At 73.5% G+C, this 22515-nt stretch carries 14 protein-coding genes; 6 read left to right on the forward strand and 8 right to left on the reverse strand.

Annotation, left to right across the window (positions count from 1 at the left end; translation table 11 throughout):
• Positions 1-5 precede the first annotated feature (5 nt).
• Genes ACYQ77_RS42875 through ACYQ77_RS42895 form a run of 5 tightly spaced genes read right to left on the reverse strand, consistent with a single transcriptional unit; the run spans position 6 to position 9362 of the window.
• A complete protein-coding gene (locus ACYQ77_RS42875) occupies positions 6-938 on the reverse strand; it encodes a hypothetical protein (protein WP_459723099.1) in 933 nt (310 codons plus the stop codon).
• Positions 935-1396, reverse strand: coding sequence for a VOC family protein (locus tag ACYQ77_RS42880; RefSeq protein ID WP_459723102.1), 462 nt, complete (start codon positions 1394-1396; stop codon positions 935-937). Before ACYQ77_RS42880 ends, ACYQ77_RS42875 begins: the two co-directional genes overlap by 4 nt.
• Positions 1393-6843: an amino acid adenylation domain-containing protein gene (locus tag ACYQ77_RS42885; protein WP_459723104.1), complete on the reverse strand. Its 5451-nt coding sequence runs from the start codon at positions 6841-6843 to the stop codon at positions 1393-1395. The genes ACYQ77_RS42880 and ACYQ77_RS42885 overlap by 4 nt, the downstream gene beginning before the upstream one ends.
• Positions 6844-6877: 34 nt before the next feature.
• A complete protein-coding gene (locus tag ACYQ77_RS42890; protein WP_459723105.1) occupies positions 6878-7885 on the reverse strand; it encodes a class I SAM-dependent methyltransferase in 1008 nt (335 codons plus the stop codon).
• Between the two features lie 10 nt (positions 7886-7895).
• Entirely contained in the window at positions 7896-9362 is a 1467-nt protein-coding gene (locus ACYQ77_RS42895; RefSeq protein WP_459723107.1) for an AMP-binding protein, read from the reverse strand.
• 206 nt (positions 9363-9568) lie between these two features.
• On the opposite strand from ACYQ77_RS42895, the gene ACYQ77_RS42900 reads away from it, so the two are divergent.
• From ACYQ77_RS42900 to ACYQ77_RS42920, 5 genes are read left to right on the forward strand one after another with little or no spacing between them, the layout of a single operon-like run.
• Positions 9569-11698, forward strand: a complete 2130-nt coding sequence (locus ACYQ77_RS42900; RefSeq protein WP_459723108.1) for a S9 family peptidase — start codon at positions 9569-9571, stop codon at positions 11696-11698.
• Entirely contained in the window at positions 11695-13173 is a 1479-nt protein-coding gene (locus ACYQ77_RS42905) for a lyase family protein (protein WP_459723110.1), read from the forward strand. Before ACYQ77_RS42900 ends, ACYQ77_RS42905 begins: the two co-directional genes overlap by 4 nt.
• Entirely contained in the window at positions 13154-14149 is a 996-nt protein-coding gene (locus tag ACYQ77_RS42910) for a GHMP family kinase ATP-binding protein (protein ID WP_459723113.1), read from the forward strand. The genes ACYQ77_RS42905 and ACYQ77_RS42910 overlap by 20 nt, the downstream gene beginning before the upstream one ends.
• Positions 14131-16419 (forward strand): pyridoxal-phosphate dependent enzyme, encoded by a 2289-nt coding sequence (locus tag ACYQ77_RS42915; protein ID WP_459723115.1) that lies wholly within the window; start codon positions 14131-14133, stop codon positions 16417-16419. The genes ACYQ77_RS42910 and ACYQ77_RS42915 overlap by 19 nt, the downstream gene beginning before the upstream one ends.
• Positions 16416-17477, forward strand: a complete 1062-nt coding sequence (locus tag ACYQ77_RS42920) for a GntG family PLP-dependent aldolase (RefSeq protein ID WP_459723118.1) — start codon at positions 16416-16418, stop codon at positions 17475-17477. The genes ACYQ77_RS42915 and ACYQ77_RS42920 overlap by 4 nt, the downstream gene beginning before the upstream one ends.
• Here ACYQ77_RS42920 and ACYQ77_RS42925 read toward each other — a convergent pair.
• The 3 genes from ACYQ77_RS42925 to ACYQ77_RS42935 all read right to left on the reverse strand — a co-directional run bounded on the left by ACYQ77_RS42925 (position 17455) and on the right by ACYQ77_RS42935 (position 20541).
• Positions 17455-18417: a phosphotransferase family protein gene (locus ACYQ77_RS42925; RefSeq protein ID WP_459723119.1), complete on the reverse strand. Its 963-nt coding sequence runs from the start codon at positions 18415-18417 to the stop codon at positions 17455-17457. The genes ACYQ77_RS42920 and ACYQ77_RS42925 overlap by 23 nt on opposite strands.
• Before the next feature lie 73 nt (positions 18418-18490).
• Positions 18491-19363 carry a metallophosphoesterase family protein gene (locus ACYQ77_RS42930; RefSeq protein WP_459723122.1) on the reverse strand — a complete coding sequence of 291 codons (873 nt, stop codon included), beginning with the start codon at positions 19361-19363 and terminating at the stop codon, positions 18491-18493.
• On the reverse strand, positions 19360-20541 hold the full coding sequence (locus ACYQ77_RS42935; RefSeq protein ID WP_459723123.1) for a PucR family transcriptional regulator: 1182 nt from the start codon (positions 20539-20541) through the stop codon (positions 19360-19362). The genes ACYQ77_RS42930 and ACYQ77_RS42935 overlap by 4 nt, the downstream gene beginning before the upstream one ends.
• A gap of 649 nt (positions 20542-21190) precedes the next feature.
• Here ACYQ77_RS42935 and ACYQ77_RS42940 point away from each other — a divergent pair.
• Complete coding sequence (locus ACYQ77_RS42940; protein WP_459723125.1) at positions 21191-22513, forward strand: ATP-grasp domain-containing protein; 1323 nt, start codon at positions 21191-21193, stop codon at positions 22511-22513.
• Positions 22514-22515: the final 2 nt, after the last annotated feature.

Genomic DNA, 22515 nt, shown 5'->3' on the forward strand with positions numbered 1-22515 from the left:
CGGGCTCACCTGCCCCGGTCGGCGGACACGGCCAGCGTGGCCATCCGCAGCACGATGTCGACGAGATCGCGTTCGCACGCGCGGACCCGCGGTGTGCGCAGTTCCTCCGGCACCGGTTCCGGGTAGTCGGCGGCGGCAGGCCGGAGACCGTTGGTGGCGAGGTCGGCGAGCACGGCCTTGCAGCGCCGCAGCATCTGCACGGTCACCTCGTGCTCGGACACCGGTTCGCGCACGGTGAGGAAGTAGCAGTCGAAGATCGCGCCCCACATCCGCGGCTGGTGCGCCGCGGGGTGGTCCACCAGGTGCTGCAGCAGCGACCGGCCGTCGCGCACCAGTTTCGACGCGACGCCGAGGTGGATGCGGTGGCCGAGCGCGACCTCCTCGCGCAGGGCCGCCAGTTCGCTCGGCGGCACCGGTGGGACGCGCCTGCTGCGGAAGACACTGCGCACCGGGGCGAAGTCCGCGGCCCACGTGCCGCTGAACGTGTCGTGCAGGCGGTACATGCTCGGCCGGATGGTGCTGTTGTAGATCTTCCGCGTGCTCGACGCGGTGTAGAGCAGCATCGCGCTGTAGCCGCGCACGTACCAGGTGATCGCCCTCGCCGTGGCCACCTGGTCCGTGTCCGGGTCGGACAGCCGTCCCACGGCCTCGGCCAGCAGCCGCCAGATGACGAAGGAGACGTGGTGGCCGATCATCCAGCGGAACCAGAACAGCCGCTCCAGGTCCCGCGGGCCGGCGGGCACGGTACCCAGCCGCCGCTCCCGCACGGCGGCCACCAGTTCCCGGCACACGGGTGCCAGGTCGGGGCCGCCGGTGACGATCGACTCGCCAGGGCGCGGCAACGTGAGCGGCTCCAGCCCGTAGGGGTAGTCGCCGAAGTCCCACCCGGTGCCCGACGGCGGGGACAGCGCCACCGCCCTGGATGTCGTCGCGCTCATGAGGCGGCCTCCGGGACGTGGGTGAACTCGAACTCCAGCCCGTTGACGTCGAGGCAGTAGAAGCTGCTGATCCCGGCGGCGTCCACGACGATCTCGGTGGGCGGGGCGTCGGTGAGGAAGCGGTAGCGGCCGGACCGGTACAGCTCCCACCACCGGTCGCGCCACCACGGCAGTTCGGCCGCCTCCGCGACGCGGACGCACAGGTGCTGGAACCGCACCTGGTCGGTGGCCTCGGCGCGCTCGGTTCCCCGGCGTTCGAACAGGTGCAGGCGCACCCCGGCGAAGTCCACCTCGGTCAGGCGGGTCACCCCGGGCAGGCGGCTGCGGGTGAGGGCCGAGAACCGGTCGGTCGACCAGTTGGTCTCGCAGCCGAAGAAGTCCCGGTACCAGGCCACCGAGTTCGCCAGGTCGAAGGTCTGCACACCGACGTGGTGCAGGACGGGTCGTGCCGTGCTCACCGGGCCTCCTCGCCGGGTCCGTCGTCGAGCAGTGCGGTCAGTCCGGCAGGCGTCGGACGTTCGAACAGGTCGCGGATCGACACCTCGGCACCGGTGCGCGACCGGATGAGACCGACCAGCCTGCTCGCGCTCAGGGAGTGCCCGCCGAGGGCGAAGAAGTCCTCGTCGGGGCTCATCGCGTCGACGTCGAGCACCTCGGCGAACAGCGCGCAGACGAGCCGTTCGCGGTCGCTGCCCGGGTCGCGGGCCGCGCTGCCACCGGTCGGCGGCGCGGGCAGGGCACCGCGGTCGAGCTTGCCGTTGGGGTTGAGCGGCAACGACTCCAGCACGACGTAGGCGGCGGGCACCATGAAGTCGGGCAGCGTCCGGGCGAGGTGCCCGCGCAGCGCCGCGGTGTCCGGACGGTTCGCCCCGGTGGCGACGTAGGCGACCAGCCGCTTGGCGCCCGGGGTGTCCTCGACGGGGACGACGGCCGCGTTCGCCACGTCGGGGTGCTCGCGCAGGCGGGCCTCGATCTCCCCGGTCTCGACGCGGAACCCGCGGATCTTCACCTGGTGGTCGACCCGGCCGACGAACAGCAGCTCACCGGCGGGTGACCACCGCACCAGGTCGCCGGTGCGGTACATCCGCTCGCCCGGCGGCCCGAACGGGTCCGGCACGAACCGGCTCGCCGTCAGTGCCGGCCTGCGGTGGTAGCCGCGCGCGAGCTGGGCGCCCGCGAGGTACAGCTCGCCGGTGACCCCGACCGGGACCGGGCACCCCCATCGGTCCAGCACGTAGGCACGCATGTTGGCGATCGGGCGGCCGATCGGCGGGTCCGCCCGCCATTCCTCCACTGTGGACGGCAGGGTGTGCGCGGTGGCGAGGTGGGTCTCGGTGGGGCCGTAGTAGTTGTCGAGCCGCCTGCCGGGCCGGGCCCGGTAGAACTCGGCCAGCGCCCCGGACAGGATCAGCGCCTCCCCGCCCTGGCCGATCTGGTTCAGCGCGGGCAGGGTCGTGCCCGCTCTGGCGGCCGCCGCGCAGACGGCGTCGATGACGAGGTTCGGTGCGATGAGCTCGCCGACCCGGTGCTCGGCGAGCCAGCGGACGAGCCGGTCCGGGTCCTTGCGCGTGTCGTCGTCGGCGACGACGAGGCAGCCGCCGCTGAGCGTGGCGATGAGGATCTCCATGGCCGCCACGTCGAAGCTGATCGCGGAGAACTGCGCGACCCGGCGCGCCGAGCCGAACCCGCCGTACCAGGCGACCAGGTTGACCAGCGCCGCGACCGGGACCTCGACCCCCTTGGGCCTGCCGGTCGAGCCGGAGGTGTAGATGACGTAGCAGAGGTGGTGCGGCAGCAGCGGCCGCACCCGGTCGGCGTCGGTCACCTCGTCCGCCGCGATGTCGTCGAGGTCGGGCAGTTCGGTCAGCACCACCCGGGGACGCGCGTCCCGCAGCATGAACGAGATCCGCTCCTCCGGGTAACCGGGGTCCAGCGGCAGGTAGGCCGCGCCCGCCTTGAGGGTGGCCCACACCGCGACCACCATGTCGATCGACCGCGGCAGGTGCAGCCCGACGAGGTCGTCCGGCCCGATGCCGAGCCCGATGAGGTGGCGCGCCACCCTGTTGGCCTTGGCGTCGAGCCCGGCGTAGGACAACTCGGCGTCACCCATGCGCACGGCGGGCAGGTCCGGGGTGGCGCGCACCTGTCGCCGGAACAGCTCGGGCAGCGTGGTCTGCTCGACCGGGCGCGCGGTGTCGTTCCAGTCGACCAGGACGCGCCGCCGCTGCTCCCGGTCGAGCAGTTCGATCCGGCCGACCGGGGCCCCCGGGTCGGCCGTGGCCGCGTCGAGCACCCTGACCAGCCAGCCGGCGATCGCCCGCGCCGTCGACCGGTCGAACAGGTCGGTGGCGAACCGCAGTTCGACGTCCACTCCGGACGGTGCGCGGTCCGCGTCGTGCCGGACGTCGAAGTTGACGTTCAGGTCGAACTTCGCCACGCCGAACTCCCGCTCGTGAGCGGTGGTGCGGAGCCCTGGCAGGTCCAGCGGTACCTCCTTGGCGTCGGCGGTCACCAGCACCTGGAACAGCGGGTGCCTGGCCGCCGACCTTGCGGGGTTCACCGCCTCGACGACCTGTTCGAACGGCACCCCCTGGTTGGCGAACGCCGCGAGGTCGGCACGCCGCACCCTGGCGAGCACGGTGTCGAACGAGGGGTTCCCGGACACGTCGGTGCGCAGCACCAGCGTGTTCACGAAGAACCCGACCACGTCGGCGAGTTCCTCGTCTTCCCGTCCCGCGACGGTGGTGCCGATCGGGACGTCGTCGCCGCCGGTGATCTTGGCCAGCAGCACCGCGACGGCTGCCTGGAACACCATGAACGGGGTCGTCCTGGTGCGCCGTGCCAGCGCGGCGACCCGTTCGTGCACCGCGCGGGACACCCGGAACGTGACCGCGTCGCCCCGGTAGGACGGGACCGGCGGGCGGGGGCGGTCCAGCGGCAGCCCGACCTCGTCGGGCAGACCGCGCAGCGCGCCGGTCCAGAACCGCAGCTGAGCGGCGGCCGGGCTGTCCTGGTCGGCCGGGTCGCCGAGAGCCGCCCGCTGCCGGACCGCGTGGTCGGTGTAGCGCACCGGCGCCGCCCGCCACCGCGGTGCCCCGCCCGCCGTGCGGGCCCGGTAGGCCGTGGCGAGGTCCCGCGACAGCGTGCCCATCGACCACCCGTCGCTGCAGGTGTGGTGCATGAGCAGGACCAGCACGTTCTCCTCCGGCCCCAATACGAACAACGCGGCCCGGAACGGGCGTTCGGCCGACAGGTCGAACCGGTGCGCGGCGAACGCCGCCACCTGCTCGTCGAGGTGCTCCTCGTCGATGCCGGTGATCGTCCACACGGGACCGGTGGCGTCGGCGGGCAACACGACCTGCTCGGGCACGCCGTCGCGCTCCGGCAGGATCGTGCGCAGGCTCTCGTGCCTGCGCACGACGTCGCGCAGCGCGCTGTGCAGGGCGTCGCGGTCGAGCGGGCCGGAGAGCCGCACCACGACGGGGAAGTTGTAGAGGTCGCCCCGGTCGGCCATGCGGTGCAGCAGCCACAGCCGCTGCTGGGCGAAGGACAGCGGGACGCGGTCCGCGCCGGACCGGTGCGCCCTGGCGGCTGCGCTCGCGTCCGGCCCGGGCTCGAGCCCGCGGCACAGCGCGGCCGGGGTCGGTGCGTCGAACAGGTCCCGCATCGCCAGCCGGACACCCAGCCGTGCCTTGATCCGGCCGACGAGGCGGATCGCGACGAGCGAGTCGCCGCCGAGGTCGAAGAACGAGTCGTCCGGACCGACCCGGGGCGCGTCGAGCGCCTGCGCGAACAGCTCGCACAGCGCGGCTTCGGCCGGGGTGGCGGGTTCGGTGGGGCCCGTCCCGGCCACGGGCGGTGCGATGAGCGCCGCGCGATCGAGTTTTCCGTTGGGGGTCAACGGGAGCGCCGGGTCCACGTGCACCGTCGGCACCATGTGGGCGGGCAGCACCTCGGCCAGCCGCGCCCGCAGGTCCGCGGGCCGGACGTGCGCGCCGTCCGGCAGCACGTGCCCGACCAGCCGCGGTTCCCCGGCGTTGTCGTGGTGCAGCCGCACGGCGCACTGGGCGACACCGGGCAGGTCGCGCAGGACCGCCTCGACCTCGTCGAGTTCGATCCGGTGCCCGCGCAGCTTCACCTGGTTGTCCTGGCGGCCGAGGAACAGCAGTTCGCCGTCCTCGGTCCACCGGACCAGGTCACCCGTCCGGTAGAGCACGGGGCCGGCGCCCAGCCCGGCGGGCGCCGGGACGAACGCCGCGGCCGTGCGGTCCGGATCCCCGAGGTAGCCGCTGGACAGACCGGCGCCGCCGAGCGCCAGCTCACCGGTGACCCCGCGGGGGACCAGGCGGCCCGCGGCGTCGAGCACGTAGGCGCGGGTGTTCGGGATCGGCCTGCCGATCGTCGGGGTGCCCGCGACCGGTCCGGTGAAGGACACCGCGGTGGAGTAGGTGGTGTCCTCGGTCGGGCCGTACAGGTTGCAGACCCGGCGCACCGCACTCGTGGTGAACACGCCGTTGACGACCGAGCGGCCGAGCGCCTCCCCGGCGACGTTGACCACGCGGACCGACGCGGGCAGCGCCCGTTCCCGCACCAGCGTCGCCAGCGCGCTCGGCACGGTGCTGACCAGCGTCGGCGCCGGCGCTCCGGACTCGACCAGGGCCAGCACATTCGGCACCACGACGAGGCATCCGCCCATGGTCAGCGGGCACCACAGCTCGAACACCGAGACGTCGAAGTTCAGCGACGTGCTGAACAGCACCCGGCGCACCTCGTCGGCGGTGTACTGCTCGTGTGCCCAGGCGAGCAGGGCGACCACGTTGCGGTGGTGGACCACGACGCCCTTCGGCACCCCGGTCGAGCCGGACGTGAAGATCACGTGCGACACCGCGTCCCGGTCGGCGGAGACGGGTGGCGCGGTGGCGGGCTCGGCCCCGGCCCTGGCGCACAACGCGGCGAGCGAGTGGGTCTTCGCGTCCGTCCACTCCGGACGGTTGCCCGCGTCGTGCACCACGGCGGCGACCGTCGCCGTGCGGGCCGTCACGGCCAGCCGCGCGGCCGGGTAGGTGGGGTCGAACGGCACGTAGGCGCAGCCGATCCCGAGGATCGCCAGCAACAGGGCGGGCAGGTCGGCGGTGCGGGACACGGCGACGCCGACCCGGTCGCCCGGCACCAGACCGGTCCCCAGCAACACCCTGGCCAGCCGGTTGGCCCGCTCGTCGAGCTCCCGGTAGGTGAGCACCGTCCCGTCGCACTCGACGGCGGGTGCGTCCGGATCGGCCGCGGCCCGCGCCCGGAACAGCCCGTGGATGGTGGCGTCGCGTGGGTACGCGCGGTCGACGCCGGCGAGGGGCCCGGTCAGCTGCGCGCGTTCGGCCGGGGAGATCAGGTCGAGGTCGAGCACCGGGTGCGCGGGCCGGGCGAGCGCGTCGGTGAGCAGCGTGCGGAAGTTCGCCACCATCCGGTCCACGAAGGACGCGGTGCGCCTGCCGTCGGCGCAGTGCAGCGTGATGTCGTACTCCGGACCGGTGCCGGTGACGTCGAGCGCGAGGCCGGCGGGCGGTGCCTGCCACCGCGGGTCCTCACGCGGAACGCCGGCGTGCCGGAAGGCGCCCAGCGGTGGCTCCGGCGACGGCGCCGCGGCGGCGAGTTCCGCCGCGAGCCCGGTGATCGTGGTCGCGCCGGACACGGTGCTGTCCACTGTCGACAGCCGGCCGTCGCGGTCGACCGCCAACGGGACCGAGGACGCGCCGAGGTACCGGTGCACGAACACGGCGAACACGGCGGCCAGCAGGTCGGGCGCCGGGACGGCCGGACCGGACGTGACGGTCTGCCGCCAGCGCCGCACGTGCCCGGGCGGCGGGCGCCTGCTGCTCGTCCGCCCGGCCACGTCCCTGGTCGCTGTCATGCGCTCACCTGTCCCGGGTAGTCCGGCCGCACCATCAGAGCCGCTCCAGCTCGAAGATCTGTTCGCCGACGAGCAGGTCGATGTCGTGACGGCGGCGCAACCGCCAGCCCGCGGGCTCGAAGGTGGTCTCCCACTCGGCGACGGTCGGGATGTAGGTGTCCATCAGGTCGTGGGCGACCTCGAAGCCGAGGGTGAACACGGGCAGCCGGTTGTCCGCGATGTCGACGGTCCTGGTGGCGTCACCGATCAGGAACCGGCGCGCGCGGGGGAACACGTCGCGCAACCGGGCCAGTGTCCGGATGCACTCCGCTCTCGGCCAGAAGTCGTGGCCCATCATGAAGCACGTCAGCAGCTCCACGTCGGCGAACTCGGTCCTCGGCGACATGGTGAGGACGTCGGCCTGGACGAACGACAACCGTCCGGCGAGACCGGCCCGCTCGGCGTCGGCCCGCGCCACCGCGAGGGAGTCCGGCGCGATGTCCACCCCGGCGCCGGTCGCGCCCGGGAAGCGCGCCAGCAGCTGGATCAGCCGTTCCCCGCTGCCGCACCCGAGGTCGGCGACCGACGCCGGTTCGAAGCCCAGTCCGTCCACACAGGACCAGAAGTGCGCGTCGTAGCACCGGGTGTTGATCTCGCGGCAGGCGAACGCGATCGCCGCGGCGTCCCGCCGGTAGTACTGGCCCACCCGGTTGTCCGCGCGCAGCACCGACGGCATCTCCCGGAACAACTCGGCACTGCCCCGGGACAGCCAGTGGAAGAACGACCGGGTCTGGAAGACCTCGTCGAAGTGGATCGAGGTCATCACCTTGGTGTGGTCGCGTCGCACGATGTCCACGGCGGCCAGTGCCCGGAACATCGCCAGCGTCGCCGACGCGTCCAGCCGATGGCTCGCGGCGAACTCCTCGGCGTCGATCGTGCCGTGCTCGTTGAGCTCGTCCAGCGCGCCCAGCTCCCACGCCGCGCCGATCGCCCAGCCGGCCACGGCCGAGTTGAACATCCGCGCGGCAGTCGGGTAGCGCCCAGCATCGGTGATCGTCTTCACATCCGCCCCTTCACAGTTGTCGGCTTGCCCGCGTCCCGCACAGGTGGCGCAGGTGCACCAGGTCGGTCTTCCCGCTCCGCAACCGCGGCCAGTCCTCGATCCGGTGCGCGACGGCCGGGACCATGGGGAGCGGGAGGTGCCTGCGTGACCACTCGATCAGGTCGGCCGGGTCCAGCCGGACGCCCGGACTGCTGACGTAGGCCACCTCGACCCCGTCCTCGCCCGCGGTCACCACCGCGCTGCACTCGACCCCCGGACAGTGGTCCAGCTCGGCTTCCAGCGCCGTGTGGTTGACGCGGAAGCCGCGTACCTTGCTTTGCCGGTCCTTGCGCCCCCGCCAGACGAACCCGGTCGCCGGGTCGTGGTCGACCAGGTCGCCGGTGGCGAGCCTGCGGGTCCCGTCGGCGAGGTGCTCGACCGTGCCCGCCGCGGGCGGCAGGTACCCGGTCGTGACGGCCCGGCCGGTGACCACCAGCTCGGTCTCGCCCGGTTCGCCGCGCGTGGTCAACCGCACGTGGTCCAGCGCGTCGCCGATCGGCAGCGCGTCACCGCCCTCGGCGGCGTCCGTGACGTCGCGGGCCGCCACGATCCCGGTGGTCTCGCTGCAGCCGTACATGTTCCACACCCGGCAGCCGCCGGTGAGCGCCACCGTGCGCTGGACCAGTCCCGCGTCCAGCCGCTCGCTGGCGAACAGCACCCGCCGCACGTGGCGCAGCGCCGCCCGCAGCTCGCCGTCGTCCTCGACCGCGGTGAGGACCCGCCAGAACGACGGCACGACGTCGAGCTGGGTCACCCGGTGCCGGGCGAGCAGGTCGAGGAACTGCCACGGCGTGCGGACCTCGTCGTCCGAGGCGATCACGGTGGCGGCGCCGGTGGCCAGTGGCAGCAGCAGCTGCCGCAGTGACGAGGAGAAACCCGGCGGGGCCAGGCCGAGGCTCCGGTCGCCGGCCGCCATCCCGACCCGGGCAGGGAGGGCCAGCGCGTAGTCGAGCAGGCCGGCGTGGGTCAGGGCGACTCCCTTGGGGTCGCCGGTGCTGCCCGACGTGAAGATCACGTACGCGGTGTCGTCGGCGTGGCCGGCTCGCGCCGGTGCCGGCGCCGGTGCCGGCGCCGCGGGGGCGGGCAGCGCGGTGCGGTCGTCGACCGTCAGCCGCGGCCGGGTGAGCGCCAGCATCCGGTCGCGCAGTGGCGCCGGGTGGGTGGGGTCGACCGGGACGTAGACGGCGCCGAGGTCGAGGATGCCCAGGATGAGCGCGACCAGTTCCGTGCCGCGCCCGCGTACGACCGCGACCCGGTCGCCGCTGCCGATCCGCCGGCCGCGCAGCCATTCGCGCACCCCGCACACCTGGCGCAGCAGCTGCCCGTAGGTGAGGGTTTCCGCGCCGAGCACCGCGGGCCGGTCCGGCTCGCGGGCGGCGTGTTCGCGCACCAGGTCGACCACGGTGCGGTGCGACGACGTGGCCACGGCGATGATCACCTCCGGACGGGGCTGGACCCTGCGACTCCGCCAGCCTCACACCGGCACCGGCACGGCGGCGCCGTCGCTATGGCCTGACACAACGACGATTGGGGTTGGGAACACGGTTGCGCGGCAGGGCTCGTCGCGGTCGGCGCGCAACGGGCACGATCCGGTGCGAGGGCCACACACCGGATCGCCTGCGGGCGCCGGGGGAGGGGAACGCGGTGACACCAACGGACCTGCTGCTCGACCAGTACGTCGCCACCCGGCATCTGCGGCTCGGTGTGCCGCGCGGCATCGTCGTGTCGCCGGACGGCGCGCGGGTGTTGTTCGTGCGCTCCCGAGGTGGCCGCGATCCCTTGTCCTGCCTGTGGGAGCACGACGTGGCCGACGGCACCGAACGGGTGGTGGTCGATCCGACCTCGATCCCAACCGCCGACGGCGGCGCTCCGTCCGCGGCGGAACTGTTCATGCGCGAACGCAGACGCCAGCGCACCGAGGGCATCACCGCGTTCGCCACCGACGACGCCGTCGAGCTGGCCGCGTTCACGCTGTCCGGGCGGCTGCTGACGGTGGACCTGCGGGCAGGCGCGGACCGGACGGTGCGGGTGTGTGGCCCGGCCGGTGCGGCGTTCGACCCGCGCCCGTCACCGGACGGCAGGCACATCGCCTACGTGGACGACGGTGCGCTGCGTGTCGTCGGGGCCGACGGCACGCACGACCGCGCACTCGCGCCGCCGGAGCACGACGAGGTGCGGTACGGCGTCGCCGAGCTCGCCGCCGCCGAGGACATGAAGCGCACCAGGGGTTTCTGGTGGTCGCCGCGCGGCGACGGGCTGCTCGTGGCCAGGGTCGACGAGTCGGTCGTGCCGCACTGGCACCTGCCGGATCCGCTGGACCCGCGGCGGCCGCCCCGGGTCGTGGCCTACCCGGCCGCGGGGACGACCAACCCGGACGTGTCGCTGTGGCTGTTCGGCCTCGACGGCTCGCGCACGCGGGTCGACTGGGACGGGACGGAGTTCGAGTACCTGGTCGCGGTCACCTGGACGAGCGAACGGCCGTTGCTGGCCGTGCAGGACCGGTCGCAGCGGAGCCTGCGGGTGCTGCGGGCGGACCCGGCCACCGGCGCCTGCGCGGTGCTGCGCACCGACACCGATCCGCTGTGGGTCACCCCGGTCCCCGGGGTTCCGCTGTCCACATCGGACGACGAGCTCGTCTGGGTGTCCGATCGCGACGGTACGAGCAGGTTGCTGGTGGACGACAGCGCGGTGAGCCCGGTGGGGCCGCAGGTGCGCGAGGTGTACGGCGTCGACGGCGACCGGGTGCTGTTCGGCGCCTCCGGCGAGCCGAGCGAGATCCAGGTGTGGGAGTGGTCGCGGCGGACCGGGGCGCGCCGCGTCACCACCGAACCGGGGGTGTGGACCTGTCAGAGCCGCGGCGGCACCGACGTGCTGAGCGGCCGGATCCTCGGCCGGGGCGGCTTCCGGATCGACGTGCGCCGCGCCGGGCGCCCCGCCCGCGAGATCGGCTGGGCCGGCGAGGCGCCGGTGATCCCCCCGAACGTGACCCTGCTGACCGTGGGCGACCGCGCGGTCCGCACGGCGGTGGTGCTGCCCGCCGGACACCGGCCCGACGGCCCGAAACTGCCCGTGCTGGTGGACTCCTACGGCGGACCGGACGCCCAGCGCGTGCTGGCCGCGCTGGACCGCTACGTGCTGCCCCAGTGGTTCGCCGAGCAGGGCTTCGCCGTGGTGGTGGCCGACGGCCGCGGCTCACCCGGCCGTGGCCCCGGCTGGTCGCACGAGGTCGCGGGTGACTTCGCCACCCCGGCCCTGCAGGACCAGGTGGACGCGCTGCGCGGCGCCGCCGAGGTGATGAGCTGCCTCGACCTGGACCGGGTCGCGATCCGCGGCTGGTCCTTCGCCGGGTACCTGGCCACGCTCGCGGTCCTGCGCAGGCCGGACGTGTTCCACGCGGCCGCCGCGGGCGGCGCCCTCACCGATGCCCGGCTCTACGCCAGTTACTGGATGGAACGCTATCTCGGCCACCCGGACACCGACCCGCGGAACTACGACCGCTGCTCGCTGATCGACGAGGCGCATGTCCTGTCCCGTCCGCTGCTGTTGATGCACGGTCTGCGCGACGACAACGTCTTCGCCGCCCACCTCTACCGGCTCTCCGGCGCGCTGCTCGCCGCGCACCGCCCGCACACCGTGGTCGCGTTGCCGACCAGCAGCCACTTCGTGACCGAGGCGGAGATCGAGAAACAGGTCGCCAGGCTGCAGGTGGAGTTCCTCACCGACGCGCTGCGCACCCGCACGCAGACGCCCGCGGCGGCAGGACTCGCGCGGTGACCGGCGGCGCGGGGCCGGAGCTGAGCGGCCGGGTGCTCGGCGGGCCCGCCGCACTGCTGCGCACCGAGGTCCTCGAGCCGCAGCTGCGCTACGAGCTGGTCCACCTCCTGCCGCACTACCTCGCCGTGGAACGCGCTCTCACCGCCGAGGCGTGCAGGCTCGGGGTGCTGAGCGCAGGACAGGCCGCCGCGGTGGACGCCGTGCTGCGGACCGTGACCGCCGACGACCTGCTCGCCCGCGCGCCGGACTGCCTCAGCGACCTCGCCCTCACCCTGGAGCGGGAGGTGGAGGCCGCGTTGCCGGAGCCGGTGCCCGCGTGGCACGTGGACCGCAGCCGCAACGACTACCAGGCGTGCGCCCAGCTGATGTTCGGCAGGCAGCGCCTCGTCGACCTCGCGGGCACGGTCCTGGTGTTCTGCCGGGCCGTGCACGCGTTCGCGGCCCGGCACGTCGACACGCCGATGCCGGGGTACACGCACCTGCAGGCAGCGCAGCTGATCACGCCGGGCTTCTACTTCGCCGCCCTGGTCGACCGGCTGCAGCACGGCCTGCGCAGGCTGCTCGCCACGCACGACGCCATCAACGCATGTCCGCTCGGCGCGGGCGCCATGGCCGGCCAGGAGCTGGCCTGGGACCGGGACGGGCTGGCCAGGGCGCTGGGGTTCGGCCGCAGCCAGCCATCGGCGCTGGTGTCGGTGGCCGACCGGGGCTGGACGTTGGAGGTCACCGCGGAACTCGGTGTGCTCGCGGTGCAGCTCAGCCGGTTCGTCACCGACATGATGGCCTGGGGCGGCAGCGCCCTCGGCTGGCTCGACCTGCCGGACGAACTGGCAGGCATCTCCGCGGCGATGCCGCAGAAGAAGAACTTCCCCGTGCTGGAACGGGTGCGCGGCAGGCTCGCGCACGTGTCCGCCTGCCACCTCGATGCCGTGCTCGGTCAGCGCAACACGCCGTACGCCAACTCGGTCGAGGTGTCCAAGGAGGCGGGCGCGCGGCTGGCCGACGCGTTCGCGGCGATGGACGGCGCGCTCCGCCTGTGCACCGCGGTGGTGGACGCGGCGAGCCTGGACCGGGACCGCATGGCACTGGCCTGCGGACGCGACTACTTCGGCGGCTTCGCCCTCGCCAACCGGCTGACCCTGCTGGCCCGGGTCCCGTGGCGCACGGCCCAGGTGGTGGCCGGTCGCTACGTGGTGGCGGCCACCGCCGCCGGACTGCCACCGGCCAGGACCGATCCGGCGCTGCTGGCCAAGGCGGCCGCGGCGTCCGGGGTCGAGCTGCCCGACCCGGCCGGCCTGCTGGCCGGCGTGTTCGACGTGGCGGCCGCCCTGCACTCGTTCCGCACCGCCGGGTCGGCACACCCGGCTGCCGTCGCCGAGCTGCTCGGCGACCAGGAACGGCGGACGGCCGAGCTCACCGCCGAATGGGACCGGCGGCGGGCCGCCGCGGGGGGAGGTGGCGACCATCGCGGTTAGACGGGTCTCCCGGGAGACCGCCCGGCTCGACCCGGCGGCGACGGGGTTCGGGGTGGGGCACTGCTTCGGTACGTTCGGCGAGCTGCTGCAGGGCGCGCTCCCCAGGCCGCTGCCGCATTTCATGGTGACCTGCCCGGCCGCCGCGTGGAGCACCGCGGAGTTCACCCACCTGCCGTACGCGACGACCGTGCGGGTGCGGCCGGCGGGCAAGCGGAAGTCGGCGCGGCTCGCCACCCTGGCCCTGCGCGCCGCCGGGCTGCCCGGCGGCGGCGAACTCGCCGTGTACAGCGACCTGCCGGAGGGCAAGGGGATGGCCAGCTCGTCGGCCGACCTGGTGGCCACGGCCAGGGCGGTGGCGGCCGGTGTCGGCACCCACTTCGGTCCCGCCGAACTGGAAGGGCTGTTGCGGCGGATCGAACCGTCGGACGGGGTCATGTACGACCAGTTCGTCGATTTCGACCACCGCGGCGTGCGGTTGCGGGAGAGCCTCGGCGTGCTCCCCGCGATGCGGATCGTCAGCTACGACCAGGGTGGCCAGGTCGACACGGTGCGGTTCAACCGCCGCGCCAACGGCTACGACGACGACGAACGGCGCGAGTACGCCGCGCTGCTGGCGGCCGCCCGGCACGCCATCCGGGACGGCGACCTGGCCACCGTCGGCGCGGTGGCCACCCGCAGCACCGAGCTGGACGCCCGCCGCGACCGGCACCGGTGCCTGGAGCAGCTGCGGCGGGTGTGCCGGGACGTGGACGCGCTCGGCATCGCGTGCGCCCACAGCGGCACCGTGCTCGGCATCCTCATCGACGACCGCGACCGCGACGCGTCCGCGAAGGTCGACGCCGCGCTGGCCGCGTGCGCCGCGCTGCCCGGCGACGTCGCGGTGGTGCGCACCCTCGGTCCGGCCGACGACTGGACGCGGCCGGATCCCGGATCTCTCGAGCAGCGCAGGAGGCGACAGTGCTCTACCGGTCGGTGACCGACATGATCGGGCACACCCCACTGGTCCGGCTGGACGTCGCCGCGTCCGACGGCACCTCCGTCTACGCCAAGCTGGAGCTGGCGAACCCGTTCGGCATGAAGGACCGGGTCGCGCAGCGGGTGATCGAGCAGGCACGGCGGATCGGCGCGCTGCGCCCCGGCGCCCCGGTGGTGGAGAGCTCGTCCGGCACGCTCGCGCTCGGCCTGGCGCTGGTCGGCCGGTCACTCGGCCACCCGGTGCACATCGTGACCGACCCGCGGATCGACCCGATCACCCTGGCCAAGCTCACCGCGCTGGGCACCGAGGTGCACGTGGTGGCCTCGATGACGAGCCACGGTTGGCAGAGCGCACGGCTGGAGCGGCTGCGCGAGCTGCTGGCGACGCTGCCCGGCGCGTTCTGGCCCCGGCAGTACACGAACCCGGACAACCCCGGCGCGTACCGGCCGATCGCCGAGCAGCTGGTGCGCGACCTCGGCGGCGTCGAGGTGCTCGTCGGCTCCGTCGGTTCCGGCGGCTCGATGTGCGGCACGACGAGGGCGCTGCGCAAGCTGGTGCCGCGGCTGCACGCGGTCGGCGTCGACTGCGTGGGCAGCGCGCTGTTCGACCAGCCCGACGATCCCCGCAGGCTGCAGAGCGGGCTGGGCAACAGCCTCTCGCCGCACAACCTCGACCGCGGTGTGCTCGACGAGGTGCACTGGCTCAACGACCACGAGGCGTTCGCGGCTGCCCGCGCGCTCGCCGGGGAGCAGCAGATCTTCGCGGGCAACACGTCCGGCTCGGTGTACCGGGTGCTGTCCGACCTCGCCGTGCGGGCCGAGCCGGGGAGCCGGATCGTGGGGATCTTCCCCGACCGCGGTGACCGCTACGCCGAGACCGTGTACAGCGACGGCTACTGGATCCGCCACGGCGTCGCCGACATGCCGCTGGCCACCGAGCCCACCGTCGTCGAGTACGGCACCCCGGTCGACCGGTGGTCGCTGGCGCGGATGCCACGCCCGGACGACACCGGTCACCTGGTCTTCGTCGAGGCGAACACCTCCGGCACCGGGATCACCGCGCTGCGCGCGGCCGGCCGGCTCGGGTTGCGGCCGGTGCTGCTCACCGCCGCGCCCGGCCGGTACCGCGGCCTCGCCGAGAGCCTCGCGGACACCGGCGGCGAGGTGCTCGAGTGCGACACCAACTCCCTGGTCGAGTTGCGCGTCACGATCCAGGAGCGGTTCGCCAGGCAGAGCATCGCGGGCATCACCACCACCAGCGACTTCTACGCGCGCACCGTCGCCGAGCTCGCCGACTGGCTGGACCTGCCGGGCAACGTGGTCGAGGCCGTGGTGACCTGCCGGGACAAGGCGGCGACGCGCAGGGCACTGCGGACCGCGGGCGTGCCGCAGCCGCGGTTCGCCGCGGTGGCCGAGCCCCGCGGCCTGGCCGCGGCGATCGCGCGGATCGGGCTGCCGTGCGTGGTCAAGCCGGTCGACGACTCCGGGTCCAACCAGGTGCGGCTCTGCGTCCGGCCCGACGAGGTGCACCGCGCCGCCGGGGAGATCTTCATGGCGGGCACCAACGTCCGTGGCCAGGCCATGGCCGGGGTCGTCCTCGTCGAGGAGTACCTCGACGGCCCGGAGTTCAGCGTGGAGACGGTGGTGGTCGACGGCGCGGTCGTCTGGTCCGGCGTCACGGCGAAGTCGGTGACGGCAGGCCCGTGGTTCGTGGAGACCGGGCACCTGTATCCGGCGCCCCTGCCCGCGGCCACCCGCCGCGAGCTCGTCGCGGTCGCGGAGGCCGCGCTGCGCGCGGTGCGGTGGCACGCGGGCCCGGCGCACACCGAGCTGAGGCTGACCGCGGACGGACCGAAGGTGGTCGAGATCAACGCCCGGCTGGCGGGCGGGATGATCCCCGAACTGGTCCGGCTGGCCAGCGGGGTGGACCTCGTCACCCAGCAGCTGCTGATCGCGCTGGGCAGGCCGGTGCGGATCGAGCCGTCGCACGACGGGCACGCGGGCATCCGCTTCCTGCTGGCCGGTCGCGCCGGTGAGTTGTCCTCAGTGGACGGAGTGGACGCGGTGCGGCGGCGGCCGGGGGTGGTCGACGTCGCGGTGACCGCGGGGGCGAACGCCGCGGTGCGCCCGCCCCGGAACGCCTACGACCGCCTCGGCCACGTCATCGCGGCGGGCGACGGCACGGACGAGGTGGTGCGCGAACTCGACGCCGCGGTGGACGCCATCCGGCTGCGCGTCGCCGGCGCCGGCACGAAGGTGGGGTCCCGATGATCGAGCTGCGCAGCGACACGTTCACGCTGCCGACGCCGGAGATGCGCCGCGCGATGAGCAGCGCCCCGCTGGGCGACGACGTCTACGGCGAGGACCCCACCGTCCGCGCGCTCGAGGACCGCGCCGCGGAACTGACCGACATGGCCGCGTCCTGCCTGATGCCCAGCGGCACCATGGCCAACCTCGCCGCGATCCTCACGCACGCCCCCCGGGGGTCGAAGATCCTGGTGGGCGCCGAGAGCGACATCCACGTCTACGAGGCGGCGGGCGCCTCGGTCTGCGGCGGGGTGAGCTACGAATCCGTGCCGAACCGTCCGGACGGCACGCTCGCCATCGCCGACCTCGAGGCGGGCTTCCCGGTCGACGTCACCGATCCGCAGTTCGCCCTCCCGGCGCTGATCTGCCTGGAGAACACCCAGAACCGGTGCGGTGGTGCGGTGCTGTCCCTGGACTACCTCCGGCAGGTGCGCGACTTCGCCGACGGGAAGGGCCTGCCGGTGCACCTCGACGGCGCCCGCGTCTTCAACGCCGCCGTCGCGTCGGACGTGCCGGTCTCGGCGATCACCCGGCACGTCGACTCGGTCCAGTTCTGCCTGTCCAAGGGCCTCGGCGCGCCGATCGGGTCGGTGCTGGCAGGCTCGGCGGACTTCGTGCTGGCGGCGCGCCGCGTCCGCAAGATGCTCGGCGGCGGGATGCGCCAGGCCGGGGTAGTGGCGGCCGCCGGCCTGCTGGCGCTCACCGGGACGGAGCGGCTCGCCGTCGACCACGACAACGCACGCAGGCTGGCCGACGGGCTGGCCGAGTGCGACGGGATCGAGCTGGACCCGGAGGCGGTGCGGACCAACATCGTGCTGTTCCGCATCACCTCGGACCGGTTGTCCTGGCGGGATTTCATCGCCGCCGCGGCGCGGCGCGGCCTGGGCGTGTCCGAACTCGGCCACGGGCGGCTGCGTGCGGTCACGCATTCGGGGGTGGACCGCGCCCAGGTCGACGAGGCGGTGCGGGTGGTGCGCGCGGTGCTCGACGACGCCGGCGTCACACGTGCCCGCGCGCGATGATCGCACGCAGGTGGTCGAGGGTCGCGGCGAAGAACACGTGCTCCGGCCCGGCCGCCAGGAAGTCCACCACGGCGAACATGTCCAGCGCCCTGGCGAGGCGTTCCCAGTCGTCCTCGAGCACGCCGCCGCCCGCGACGAACGCGTCCAGGAAAGCGTTCCGGTAGGACGCCGGGAGGAGATCGGGGAAGCGCAGGTGGTTGGCGACGTCGGTGAGCGGCGGGCCGCTGAAGGCGAACTCCCAGTCCAGCACGGCGGCGACCAGCCAGCGCCGGTTCTCCTGGCGGACCACGATGTTCTTGCCGTTGAAGTCGGAGTGCACGAGCCGCGCCTGGTCCCGCACGGCGGTCAGGACGGCGGCGTCGCGGGCCACGATCTCGATCAGCCGCCGACGGTCGGCGAGGTCGAGGTGGCTTGCCGCTCCCGGCCGGTTCAGCCGGTTCTCGACGTGGGCGGGCAGGGCCAGCAGGTCGAATTCGGGCGATGGCCGGGGCCGCAGCGACGTGTCGGTGAACTCGCCGGGCGCGTCGAACCCGACGGTGCCGATCCCGGCCAGCACCCCGCCGACGGCGGCCGCGATGTCCCGCGCGTCCCGCTCCGCCGCGGTGGGCAGCACCGAGCTGACGGTCTGCCCGGCCACGAACCTCTTGACCAGGATCGGGTAGCCGAGCAGATCGCCGTCGTCGGCGTAGACCGGCTCGGGGACCGGCAGTACCGACGCGAGCCTGCGCAGCAGCGCCGCCTCGACCGGTGCGCTGTTGCCGCGCACGTTCTCGGTGACGGTGTAGTCCCCGCCGTCGTCGGTGCGCACGCGGACCGCCTTGCGTTGCACGCTTTCCGGCAACGACGTGACGGCGGTGACCGCCGAGCCGAACACCTTCGTCCCGAGGAGTGACAGCGCCTCGTCGGACAGTGCCTGCTCGGTGCCGGTTCGCTCGCTCACCAGATCCCTTCCACACGGTCTTCTCGCCGGCTGATGCTAGCCCCGCCCGCTGCCTGCCGCACGCCGCCGCGGTTCACCACCGGATGTCCCGCTCGGCGGAGTGCGGGAGGATCGTCCGCAGTGGACCGACCGGGACCCGCGCGCCAGCGGGCGGGTGGTGCGGGTGCCACGACTGCGACCAGTCGGCCGGATAGCCGAGCGACACCTCCTCGAACCGCACGCCGTCGATCGTGGTGGTGCGCGGGAGGTGCAGGTGCCCGTACACGACGGCGGCGACGTCGAACCGACTGTGCCAGTCCGCCGTGCGTGCCGTTCCGCACCACATCGCCATTTCCTGGTGCCGCAGCACGGCGGTGGGCGCACGGTGCAGCGGCCAGTGGTTCACCAGCACGAAGGGCGGTCCTGGCCCGGCGCAGGCGAGGCGGTGCTCGGTCGCGGTCACCCGGGCGGCGCACCACGCCTCCCGGCTCGGGTACGGCGCCGGGTCGAGCAGCTTCTCGTCCGTGAGGACCACGCCTGCCCGGTAGGCGGCGTCGAGCGCCGCGTCCTTCGTCGTGCCCGCCTGCCGGAAGGTGTAGTCGTACAGCAGGAACAGCGGCGCGACCCGGACCGGGCCACCCGGGCCGTGCCAGACCGGGTAGTCGTCCTCGGGGGTGAGCACCCCGAGGTTCCTGCACCGCCGCACCAGCAGGCGGTAGCGCTCCTCGCCCCGCTCGGGACACCCCGTGGTGGCCCACAGGTCGTGGTTGCCCGGCACCCACACGACCCTGGCGAAGCGCCTGGCCAGCACGCCGAGCGCCCACTCGACGTCGTCGACGGTGTCGGCGACGTCACCCGCCACGATCAGCCAGTCCTGCTCCGAGGTCGGCCGCAACGCGTCCACCACGTCGCGGTTCTCCTGGTGGCGCACGTGGATGTCGCTGATCGCCAGCAGCCTGCCCGTCATGCGGTCCGCGTGTCCTGCTGTGCGAGCGCCAGAGCGGGATCCGGGGTGTCCGCCTCCGGCAGGCCGTGCATCCGCAGTGCCATCAGCGACACCTTCAGCAGGCACAGGTCGTGCACGCTGCTCAACGACAGGCCGGTCAGTTCCCACACCCGCTTGAGCCGGTGGCTCAGGGTGTTCGGGTGGATGTAGAGCTGGCGCGCGAGCTCACGGCGTTCGCAGTCGCTGTCCAGGAACGCTTCGAGCGTGTCCAGCAGGTGCGGGGTCTGCACCGCCACCGGGGCGACCTTGCTGGCCAGGCGCGACGACAGCTCCCGCGCGCGGAACAGCATCGCCTCCAGCAGGACGTCGTCGAGCCGGTACATCCCCGGCTTGGCGTTGTCCAGGTGGCCGAGCGTGGTCACCACTTCCTGCGCGTCGTCGACCGCGGCGGGGATCTCCTCGATCGAGCCGGGCAGCGCGAGCCCGGCGGGCCCCGGCAGGTGCAACGTCTCGAACGCGTGCTCGGCGGCTGTCTCGGGGGTGTCGTCGGCCCCCGTCTCCTGCACCGGCACCAGCACCAGCATGTTCGTCCGCCGCCGGGCGGTGAACCAGCCGTCCTCGACGGCAGGGCGCAGGTCCTCGACGACCTGGGCGCTGCGCATGGCGAGAACCACGTAGGTGTCGGCGACCGGGATGTCGGTACCGCACAGCTCCTCGGCGGGACGTTCGCCGCGCAGCAACGCGCCGGTGATCCGGCGTCTGCGGTCGTCGACGCTCAGCGCGGGCTCCTCGCGGTGCTCCGTCCCGAGGTCGATCTCGGCGCGCAGGATGCTCTCGACCACCCGGCTGCCCGCCAGGAAGAACTGGTTCGCGCGTTCGAGCAGCAGCAGCTTGTCCGCCTGCCCGGCTTCCAGCGACAGCGCCTTCCACAACCGCGAGTACATGTCCCGGCAGGCGGCGCTGCACGTCACGGCGCTGATGCCGCACCGCTGCCACTCGTCGATGTCGAGCTCGCCCGTGGCGGTGGTGTCGTAGCGGCCCGCGACGCAGCCGAGCCCCCACATCGCGGCCTTGCCCAGCACGGCACGCAGTCCCTGCGCGGCGGCGGGTGTGAGGTGTGCCCCGCCGTTCTCGCGCGCGAGTCCGTCGACGGTGACGTGGGCCAGGTAGGGGATGTTCAGCGACACACGGTCGAGCAATCCGGCAAGTCCTCGCATCGGGTTCCTGTCGTCGGCGACCACGGCGACGCCGCCGGGGCCGTCCCCGGCGCCGTCGACCGGACCGCTCCGGCGCGGGCCGTCACCACGAGAACTGCCATTCCGCTGCGGACCAAGCAACACCAAGTCCCCCTTCTCGGCGCGTTCCTCGGTGCGCGAGCACATCATCACGGGGGCGCGCGGTCGGCCGCCGACAACCCTGCTGATGGGCGAGGCGGGTTGACCCCCAGGTGCGCTGATCGACCTCGGAACTACCGTAGCTCGTCAACCAATGCACTCCGACTTTAACAGCGCGACAACATTCATGCACAACTCTCCGCGACATGACGATCACGGATCGTTGATCATCCCTTGTGGGTGAGTCCCTGACCTGGGGGGATTCATCGACGCTGACGCCGACGGATGGCGCGGAAAGATGCCGAAAAGATCGAATTCGGTCCGGCGGCCGGTGGCTGCAAATCCTAGTGGAATCCCGGTTCGCGCCACCACCCGCTTTCGTGGCGGCGACGAAATCGTTGGCCAGGAACATTTTCTATTGGTTACGCGCACAACCCGGTCCGCTTCGCCGGTGCCGCCGCGTGGTGATTGTGAACAATGACGTTGTTCCGCGTACCGCGACTCGGGAGTTGAGATGTCCGATTCGGCACCGTGCCGGCACATGATGGTCGTCGGCGACGGCCTCGACCGCGTGGAACGCGCCCGCGAGCTCCAGGCCGGGTTGCGCACGAGCACGGTCTGCAGGCAGAAGTCGGTGCCCCGGCTGCGCGCGCCGCAGCTGTTCGACTTCATCGTCGCGGTGCCGGACGACGCGCCGACGAGCACCTGGCTGGAGGCGGCCCGGCTGGTCGACCGGCTGAGCCCGGTCGATCGCGTCGCGGCGTTCACCGACAAGGACGCCGGGCGCGGCGCCGCCGTCGCGGCCGGCCTCGGCCTGCCGTGGCACGACCCGGTCACGGTGGAAGCCGTGTCGGACAAGGCCGTCATGCGCGCGGTGCTCGCCGGGTCGGGCGTCGACGACAACACCGCGGTGGTCGCCACCTGCCCGGCCGACGTCGAGCGGCTGGCCGGTGCGGTCGGCTACCCGCTGATCTGCAAGCCGGCACGAGGCATCCGGAGCCGGGGCATCACCCGCATCGACGGGCCGGACGACATCCCCGGGGCACTGGACTGGGGCCGGGCGTCGGTGGGGCCGCTCGACTCCAAGGACCTGATCGTCGAGAAGTTCAGGTGCGGCACGGAGTACAGCGTCGAAGCGGTCAGCGAGGACGGGGAGCACGTCGTACTCGGCCTCACCACCACCCACCACCTCGCGTCGCGTGCCGAGCACTACATCGAGATCGGGCACGTGGTGCCCGCGCCGGTCGACCGTGCCGAGCACGACCGGGTCGCGGCCGCGGTGTGCGCGGCGCTGGACGCGCTCGGTGTGCGGACCGGCGTCACCCACACCGAGGTGATCGTCTCCGCCGACGAGGTGCACATCGTGGAGACACACGTGCGGCCCGGCGGCGACGAGATCCCGCGGCTGTGGGCCTCGGTCACGGGCGTCGACCTGGTGGACCTCACCGTCCGGCAGAGCCTCGGCCTGCCCGTCCTGGCCGACGTGCGGGCCGCGCTCGCCGCACGCAGCGCGACGGCGGAGCTCCCGGACTACGCGGCGATCTGGTACGCCTGCCCGGACGGCGTCGGCCGGATCACCGGCGTCGGCGGGGTCGACGCGGCCCGGTCCCTCGACGGGGTGGTCGAGGTCGACGTGGTGCACGGCGAGGGAGATCTGCTGGAGCCGATCGTCAACTCCGCCCACCGGGCCGCGTTCGTGTGCGCGGTGGGCGACAGCCACGACGAGGCGCTCTCGCGGGCCCGTGCCGGCGTCGGCAGGCTGTCGTTCGTGGTGCGGACCCGCGACGCGGGCCTCGAACAGGGCAGCGGTGTGCACGGGCCGCGGATTCCTGCCTGACC

The organism is Actinophytocola sp. KF-1, assembly GCF_054661535.1.

Excerpts from the sequence above, each read along its gene's own strand:
- ACYQ77_RS42875 (WP_459723099.1), bottom strand. The coding sequence starts at position 938 with ATGAGCGCGACGACATCCAGGGCGGTGGCGCTGTCCCCGCCGTCGGGC.
- ACYQ77_RS42940 (WP_459723125.1), top strand. The coding sequence starts at position 21,191 with ATGTCCGATTCGGCACCGTGCCGGCACATGATGGTCGTCGGCGACGGC.
- ACYQ77_RS42920 (WP_459723118.1), top strand. The coding sequence starts at position 16,416 with ATGATCGAGCTGCGCAGCGACACGTTCACGCTGCCGACGCCGGAGATG.
- ACYQ77_RS42930 (WP_459723122.1), bottom strand. The coding sequence starts at position 19,363 with ATGACGGGCAGGCTGCTGGCGATCAGCGACATCCACGTGCGCCACCAG.
- ACYQ77_RS42885 (WP_459723104.1), bottom strand. The coding sequence starts at position 6,843 with ATGACAGCGACCAGGGACGTGGCCGGGCGGACGAGCAGCAGGCGCCCG.